This is a genomic window from Legionella sp. km772 (assembly GCF_003989735.1).
Lineage (GTDB): Bacteria > Pseudomonadota > Gammaproteobacteria > Legionellales > Legionellaceae > Legionella.
In genome coordinates this window covers 1-7985 of sequence record NZ_RZGQ01000126.1, presented here as the reverse complement: position 1 = coordinate 7985, position 7985 = coordinate 1, and the positions used below count along the sequence as shown (strand labels likewise).

The following is a 7985-nucleotide window of genomic DNA, read 5'->3' as shown; positions in this document are numbered from 1 at the left end:
TGGAAAATCAAATAATCACTATAAAGATCAAGCATATCCATTTAATTCCCTCCCTAAAATTAAGGGCGGAATTCTAATGCTTTTTAGTCAAACTACAAGTTTATGTGCGTAACATGAGTCATTAATGATCTTTTAGATGTGGAAAAAATTGATTCTGGGCAAATGGAGTTTCAATTTAAACCGATAGTTTTAAATAATTTATTATCCGAAGCAGTGGTAGCAAACCAACCCTACGCTGAACATTTTCATGTAAAGATAAAACTATTGCCTCTCCCAGAAAATAGTGTGATTAATGGTGATTATGATCGTCTAATTCAAGTGCTTTCAAATTTAATCTCCAACGCAATTAAATTTTCCCCGCATGATGGAGAGATAAGACTCACCTCAACTTTACACCATAGCCATGTAGAAATTTCGGTGACCGATGATGGTCCTGGTATCCCAGAACTATTTCAACCTAAAATTTTTCAAAAATTTGCGCAGGCTGATTCGACATTATCCCGAGTTCATAACGGAACAGGGCTTGGACTCAACATCAGTAAAACGATTATAGAAAGACATGGCGGAACTATTTATTTTAAAACTAATACTAAAGGCACAACTTTTTCTTTTAATTTACCTATTAAGTAGTGGGAGCTGCAACAAATATAAATCCTCGCTGCTGTTATTTAGAAAATAAGCAATTACTAAGCCTGATATCTTTTCTCCGTAGGTACAATTTTTTTTGCAAAAATAGTGTAAATTAAATCGATTCTCATTAATATTAAGGAGCTTTTCTTTACACTAATACCTTTTAATTGCTAGTGCAGGATAAAATGACTATAGCCCAATTTGAACAACGCATTAGTGAAGATGCTAAAGCTAAACAGGAGCAATTCCGCAAAGATTTGTTCCTAAGACGCGAACAAGAATATTTTGAGCAGCTTCGTGCACAAGCGTTTGTTTATGAAAGACAATATAAGCAATTAGTTGAAAAATATTCTCTTCGCAATAAAGAGGACAAGATTGTGGGCGATCCCTGGGATAATGCAGCTAATCACACTGCTGACATTCTAAATAAAGGGACGGATGCTACCAATGCTGAATGGAAAAATTCTATATTAGCTCTGTTGGGCGCTTATGCAGGCTATGCAGAAGCCATGCATTGTGATTTAGAAGGCGCGGTTAAAATGCCCATAAAAAATCGAGCCTATTCCTTTTTTAACAGACCGCCCAGCATGAGCGATTTCATAGAGCAAGGTAAACAGGCTATTCCTACTCTTATTCATAATGTCTCTATAAATGATGCGGAAGGGTTAGTCGTTAAACTAGTTAAAGACAAAATGCCTTTGCAAGAAGAACTCAATACACTCTTTACAGAAGTGGTACATTCTTGGTTAAGCGAACAAGGCTATCAACGCGGCCAAAGCGAAGAAACAAAAAATCAATTTTTTAATCGAAATGGCATAAAATTAACCTTAGAAAAAATCACAGAATTACAGGCTAATTCGGAAACCAGCTTACAAAGCTATTTAGAAAATAATGGTCATCTGTCTTACCAGGCCTCTTTAAGCTAAGCAACAAAGTTCCAATTATAGGCGATTAAAACTTCCCGCTTTACAGCGGGAAAACATTAATGGGATGAGAAGGAGTAGTGGTTATTAGCTCGTGGATTTTCTTCTTTATTAAGCATAACCAGTAAAACCATCGCTAGAATATAAAAGAGTTCCCAAGACAAACTTGCCAAATCAAATGTTTGTTTGGTGGATTGAGACTTAAAAAAGGAATTGCTGTTTTGGTAATAGTATTTTTGTTGTGAGGAGTGATTGCTCTGATCTGTATTAGTACTGGATCGGTTAGCGTGAGATTGATGGTTATAGCTTGAGCTGGTTCTGTTTGTAGCACCCTTCTCCTGTGTCCGGCTTTCAGGAAAAATATCTGTATCTTTGATAAATCCCCGATCATAGTGCTTTCGTTTCACCTCATCACTCAAAACCTCATAAGCCGCCGCAATCTGCTTAAACTTCTTTTCCGCATTTTCTTTGTCGTTAGGGTTTTTATCCGGATGATGTTTCAGTGCTAATTTTCGATAGGCTTTTTTTATTTCATCCTGGCCCGCAGTCTCATTAACATTTAAAATTTCGTAAAGTTTTCTTGGCATATTTTCCTCGCTAACTTGACTAAGTGGTCGTGGGAAGAATACTACAAAAACCTTAACTCACCATTAAATAAACAGTTTATTCAAAATAAATAATTATCGCTCTTTTTTTACTTAAAAACATTACGGGAGGTAAACTATGATATCGATTCAAAAACCAAAAAAAAGCCCCATCAGAACTAACTGAAGGGGCTTTTAGCATTACTAATTGTGTTACTTAGCCGCTTTCTTTTCTTTTTCTTTTGCAATCACTGTTTCTGCCACACTAGCTGGGCATGGAGCATAATGAGAGAACTCCATTGAAAACTGGCCACGGCCAGAGGTAAGAGTACGTAAGGTGCTGATGTAACCAAACATTTCTGAAAGAGGGACATCGGCTTTAATGCGTACGCCAGCTGCACTGGGTTCTTGACCAGAAATCATACCACGACGACGGTTCAAGTCACCAATCACATTACCCACATCATCTTCTGTGCTGTACACATCAACTTTCATGATTGGCTCAAGTAATTGAGGCGCAGCTTTAGGTATTGATTGACGAAATGCACCTTTTGCGGCGATTTCGAAGGCTATTGCTGAAGAGTCAACAGGGTGATAAGCACCATCGCTTAAATTAACCACAACATCCAATACAGGGAAGCCTGCCAAAGTACCGGTATCCATCATGGAGCGGAATCCCTTCTCAATAGCTGGGAAGAATTCTTTAGGAACGTTTCCACCGACCACAGTCGAAGTAAAGGTGAATCCAGTGCCAGGTTCTCCAGGGGAGATAGTGTAATCAATTTTACCATATTGGCCCGAACCACCAGATTGCTTCTTATGGGTATAGCTGTCTGCAACTGGTTTAGTTATAGTTTCACGGTAAGCAACCTGTGGCTGGCCAACGATCAACTCAACATCATAAGTACGCTTTAAAATATCTACTTTAATATCAAGATGTAATTCACCCATACCACGCAGGATAGTTTCTCCTGAATCCTCATCAGTCTCTACTCTAAAGGTAGGATCTTCGGCCACCATTTTACCAATAGCAATACTCATTTTTTCAGTAGAGCCTTTATCTTTTGGCGTCACTGCAATAGAAATAACGGGCTCAGGGAAGACCATTGCTTCAAGTGTGCACTCATGATTAGGATCGCAAAGGGTGTGACCAGTTCGAACGTTTTTCATACCGACGATAGCGATAATGTCCCCTGCTTCAGCACTTTGCAATTCATTACGCTCATTTGCTTGCATCTCAACCATACGACCAACACGTTCAGTTTTACCCGTAAAGGAATTAAGGATGGTATCCCCTTTATTTAATCTTCCTGAATAAATGCGAACGAAGGTAAGAGCCCCAAAACGGTCATCCATAATCTTAAAGGCTAAGGCGCGGAATGGTTCGTCAGGAGAAACAATAGCGAATTGACCATTGGGTTCACCTTCAGCATCAGTTAAAGGCTGTGGGTTAACTTCATGAGGAGCTGGTAAATAATCAACCACTGCATCCAGTAATAATTGCATCCCTTTGTTTTTGAAGGCTGAACCACAATAAGTTGGGAAGAAGGCCAGTTCAAGCGTACCTTTACGGATACAACGCTTAATTTCATCTATTGAAGGCTCTTCACCATCTAGGTATGCCATTAACAGGTCATCATCCATTTCAAGAGCTGTTTCAATTAATTGAGCGCGATACATCTCAACATCATCATGCATATCAGCTGGAACATCAGTGATTTTGTAATTTTCTGGTTGTCCACTCTCGTCCCACACATAGGCTTTGCGGGTTAATAAATCAACAACACCTACGAAGCTGTCTTCGAAACCGATAGGTAAAGTCATGATTAAAGGATTGGCACCTAATACCTTCTTAATTTGTTCAGTTACTTTCAAGAAGTTTGCGCCAATTCGATCGAGCTTGTTTACAAAAATCAAACGAGATACTTTTGAATTATTCGCATAACGCCAGTTAGTTTCTGACTGAGGCTCAACACCGCCTGAACCACAAAAGACCCCGATACCGCCATCGAGTACTTTGAGTGAACGGTATACTTCTACAGTGAAGTCTACGTGTCCTGGGGTATCAATAACGTTGAAACGAGTACCTTTCCAGAAGCAACTTACTGCAGCTGATTGAATAGTAATACCGCGCTCTGCTTCTTGCTCCATGAAATCGGTTGTTGACTCACCTTCGTGAACCTCACCCATTTTGTGGATTCTACCAGTAAGCTTAAGAATACGTTCGGTAGTTGTGGTTTTTCCGGCATCTACGTGGGCGAAGATACCAATATTTCTATACAGGTTTAAGTCAGTCATAGCGCTCTTATTAAATGGATTAGAAAAATAGTGGCGTAATTATACAGCATTTTATTTTGATTTGCAGTAGATCTGTGTATTGGTAAGTTAAAATTAAATAGGATCGGCAATCTACCGTATTAATAATACAAATTGATGTCTCTTTATGAATAGTCAAGAGAAATAAGTAATTGATTTTTTATTGCCAATCGCTTATTTGTTGTAAATAAATTTCAACACATTTTCAGGGGTGAGACTATGAGGACAAATAAGTGGCAGGTTGCGGCTATACTCATCTCTTTATTACTATCGTTAACGATTCATGCCGAGAAAGATTATCCCCTTTATTCTAAAAGTCAAATTGCCCAGCTTCCTCAAACCCACTCTTACCCGTGCCAGAAAATATGCGACCGGGAAAAATTAATATCTTGTAATGAGAACTTTGATAGGCTTACCAAAGAACAAAAATCCTTTTGTACTCAAATGACTTCGATGTGCGAGGATTGTCCTCAAGCTAATAAAAACTGACTGCTTAAGCATGTAAGCTTAAGCACGCTCTTTAAGTTTTTGCAGAATTTCTTCAATAGGTAGCCCCATTACATTGTAGTAAGAACCTTTTATTTCTTTAACAAAGGACTCACCTACTTGCTGGATCCCGTAACTTCCTGCTTTATCAAAAGGATCACCCGATGCGATATAATCATTAATTTGCTTCTCAGTGAGGGTATAAAAACAGATAGTCGTGGTAACGTAATTCACCAACCACTCTTGTTCCGGTAAAAAAATTAGTGCATAACCGGTATAAACCTCATGAGACTTCCCACTTAATAAGCTTAGCATCCGGTAAGCATCATCGCGATCTTTCGGTTTCTCTAAAATCTGATTATGATAGGCAACCGTGGTATCTGCTGCTAGAATCAGATCAGCACTATTTGTTGATATTTTCTGTAAAATAGCTTGTGCCTTTTCTTTTGCTAAACGGGTGACATAGGTATTTGCTTCTTCATGCGCTTGCAAAATTTCATCAATATCGGCCGGCATTACCGTGGGGGCTAATCCATGTTCTTGTAAAATTTGCAAACGCCTGGGTGAAGAGCTAGCAAGAATAATTTTTAATAAAGAATTAGAGTTCATTAAATTACACACCTGTTATTGGTTGTAAATCATTATATACTTAATAATAAGCCGTTAAACGAGATAATAAACTAAAGATGTCAACATTGCATAAACCTCAGCTTGCTTGGAATTTCGATAACAGTTATGCCAGGCTTCCTGAGCATTTCTTTACTAGACTTTTACCGTTGAAAGTTCGTCAACCCCAAGTGGTCGTGCTTAATGACAACTTAAGTGAGCAACTGGGTTTAAATCTTCAAGCTTGTTCGCAAGAGGAGCTGGCGCAAGTTTTTTCTGGAAATCAATTACCAAAAGGAGCGGACCCTATCTCCCAAGCCTATGCTGGCCATCAATTTGGCTATTTCACTTTTTTGGGTGACGGTCGGGCGCATCTTATTGGTGAGCATAAAACACCTAACGGTAGCTCGGTTGATGTACAACTTAAGGGCTCAGGCCAAACACCTTATGGGCGACGTGGTGATGGACGAGCAGCTCTGGGCCCTATGCTCAGAGAATATATTATCAGTGAAGCAATGCATGCACTGGGCATTCCAACCACACGAAGTCTGGCCGTAGTCACTACCGGAGAGCCCGTTTACAGGGAGACAGTTTTACAAGGTGCCATACTTACTCGTATCGCTGCCAGTCACCTAAGAGTGGGTACTTTTGAACAACTCGCCGCAAACAATGACGTAGAGGGGCTTAAAATTCTTGCGGACTATGCGATAGAAAGGCATTATCCCCAGGCAAAAGAAGCAGCTAATCCTTATCTTCACTTATTAAAAATGGTTATAGAAAAGCAAGCTGAGCTAATCACCCACTGGATGCGTGTCGGTTTCATTCATGGAGTAATGAATACTGATAATATGGCTATTTCGGGTGAAACTATTGATTATGGGCCCTGTGCATTTATGGATTTTTATGACCCATCGACTGTATTTAGTTCTATCGATGAAAAGGGGCGTTATTGTTATGTCAACCAGCCTGGTATTGCTCAATGGAATTTAGCTCGCTTTGCTGAAACCTTACTCCCTTTATTGCATGAGCAACTGGATGAAGCCATTGAACTCGCTAAGAATGAGGTTAGTAATTTTACTCCTCTCTATGAAGAAAAATGGTTCATCATGATGCGGGCAAAACTGGGTTTATTTGGACAACAAAACACAGATAGCAGCTTAATTGGCGCCCTACTCTATTGGATGCAAAAATATAATGCGGATTACACCAATACATTCAGAGCATTAAGTCAGGAAGAGATGCCCACCGGTAGCTTATACGATGAAAAAGCTTTTAAAGTTTGGTATGAGCACTGGCAGTTAAGACTTAAAGCAAACAATAAGCCTTTTAAATTCTCCTTAGATTTGATGAATTCCCATAATCCTCTTGTTATTCCAAGAAATCATAAAGTAAATCAAGCATTAGATGCAGCGGCCAACGGAAATTTTAAACCTTTTAATACTTTAGTAGAAGTATTAAAGGATCCCTATACTAGCCGTCCAGGTATTGAAACTTACCAACATCCCCCTACACCTGATGAACGTATCCATCACACTTTTTGTGGTACTTAAGGCCCATCCGCCGTTAAGCAAGAAAAGCACTAGCTAGAATTTTATAGGTTCTTGCAAGGCTTTTCTGTATTAAAAAAAATATTGTTCATAAAGTTGATCATAAGTTCCATCTTGCTCTAGCTGTTTTAAGATGCCATTAATGGCATTAATTAAATTGGTGCTATCTGGGTTAGCCATGATTGCAAAGCCGCTCCCAATAGGACAAGGTTTCCCTAATACTTTGAATACACCATCATTGTGTTGAATCCAATAATTGACCGACCGCTCATCTGAAAAGATGGCATCTATTTGGTGACTATTCAATGCAAAAAACATAAGGAGAGGACCAATAAAAGAAACAATTTTGACCTTACTACCATATTGATCAAGGAGGTAATCTCCATAAACTGAATCTTGGATAACCCCTATATTTTTTTGCTCCAAATCTGCCGCCGTTTTTAAGGGGCTATTAGCAAGTACCAAGAAGGTACCATTACTTGCTAAATAAGGTTGGCTAAATAAAAATAGCGTTTCTCGTTCTTCCGAAATAGTAAGTCCTCCAATAGCTAAGTCAATTTCTTTATTTTCTAAACTGATATATAAAGTATGAAAGAGCATGGGTTGAAACTCACAGTGTTCTTGTAAGCGTTCGCAGATGATATTCATAAGATTAATATCAAAACCATCGTATTTATCAATAATAAAAGGTGGTTTATAAAAAGGAATTCCCACACGAATCGTGGCATAAGCTGAGAATGAGCTAAAATAAATGAACAAAACAAAAACAGTTAAGTGATATAGGCGCGGATTTTTAGACGAAAAAAAGGTATTTTTAAGAGCTATTCTTCTAATATAAGAGGGGAATAGAATGACCAAAAAGCGAAATTATTACACTGCATCAAAAAAATCAA

General features: G+C 38.7%; 8 protein-coding genes. 4 read left to right on the top strand and 4 right to left on the bottom strand.

Annotated features, from left to right (window positions below):
• The first annotated feature begins 138 nt into the window (after positions 1 to 138).
• Together ELY15_RS11545 and ELY15_RS11540 are read left to right on the top strand one after the other, a co-directional pair.
• Positions 139 to 630 carry a cell wall metabolism sensor histidine kinase WalK gene (locus tag ELY15_RS11545; protein WP_127100167.1) on the top strand — a complete coding sequence of 164 codons (492 nt, stop codon included), beginning with the start codon at positions 139 to 141 and terminating at the stop codon, positions 628 to 630.
• A gap of 185 nt (positions 631 to 815) precedes the next feature.
• On the top strand, positions 816 to 1556 hold the full coding sequence (locus ELY15_RS11540) for a hypothetical protein (protein ID WP_127100165.1): 741 nt from the start codon (positions 816 to 818) through the stop codon (positions 1554 to 1556).
• Between the two features lie 56 nt (positions 1557 to 1612).
• Here the strand turns inward: ELY15_RS11540 and ELY15_RS16735 are convergent, their stop codons facing one another.
• Together ELY15_RS16735 and fusA are read right to left on the bottom strand one after the other, a co-directional pair.
• Positions 1613 to 2140, bottom strand: a complete 528-nt coding sequence (locus ELY15_RS16735; RefSeq protein ID WP_127100163.1) for a J domain-containing protein — start codon at positions 2138 to 2140, stop codon at positions 1613 to 1615.
• Positions 2141 to 2350: 210 nt separating this feature from the next.
• Positions 2351 to 4435, bottom strand: coding sequence for an elongation factor G (gene fusA / locus ELY15_RS11530; RefSeq protein ID WP_127100161.1), 2085 nt, complete (start codon positions 4433 to 4435; stop codon positions 2351 to 2353).
• A gap of 237 nt (positions 4436 to 4672) precedes the next feature.
• On the opposite strand from fusA, the gene ELY15_RS11525 reads away from it, so the two are divergent.
• Positions 4673 to 4942, top strand: coding sequence for a hypothetical protein (locus ELY15_RS11525; RefSeq protein ID WP_127100159.1), 270 nt, complete (start codon positions 4673 to 4675; stop codon positions 4940 to 4942).
• Positions 4943 to 4960: 18 nt separating this feature from the next.
• Here the strand turns inward: ELY15_RS11525 and ELY15_RS11520 are convergent, their stop codons facing one another.
• Positions 4961 to 5548 carry a nucleoside triphosphate pyrophosphatase gene (locus ELY15_RS11520; protein ID WP_127100157.1) on the bottom strand — a complete coding sequence of 196 codons (588 nt, stop codon included), beginning with the start codon at positions 5546 to 5548 and terminating at the stop codon, positions 4961 to 4963.
• Positions 5549 to 5625: 77 nt separating this feature from the next.
• On the opposite strand from ELY15_RS11520, the gene ELY15_RS11515 reads away from it, so the two are divergent.
• Positions 5626 to 7095 (top strand): YdiU family protein, encoded by a 1470-nt coding sequence (locus ELY15_RS11515; protein WP_127100155.1) that lies wholly within the window; start codon positions 5626 to 5628, stop codon positions 7093 to 7095.
• A 69-nt stretch (positions 7096 to 7164) separates the two neighbouring features.
• Here ELY15_RS11515 and ELY15_RS11510 read toward each other — a convergent pair whose 3' ends face one another.
• Complete coding sequence (locus ELY15_RS11510; protein ID WP_158617458.1) at positions 7165 to 7851, bottom strand: transporter substrate-binding domain-containing protein; 687 nt, start codon at positions 7849 to 7851, stop codon at positions 7165 to 7167.
• Between the last annotated feature and the right edge of the window lie 134 nt (positions 7852 to 7985).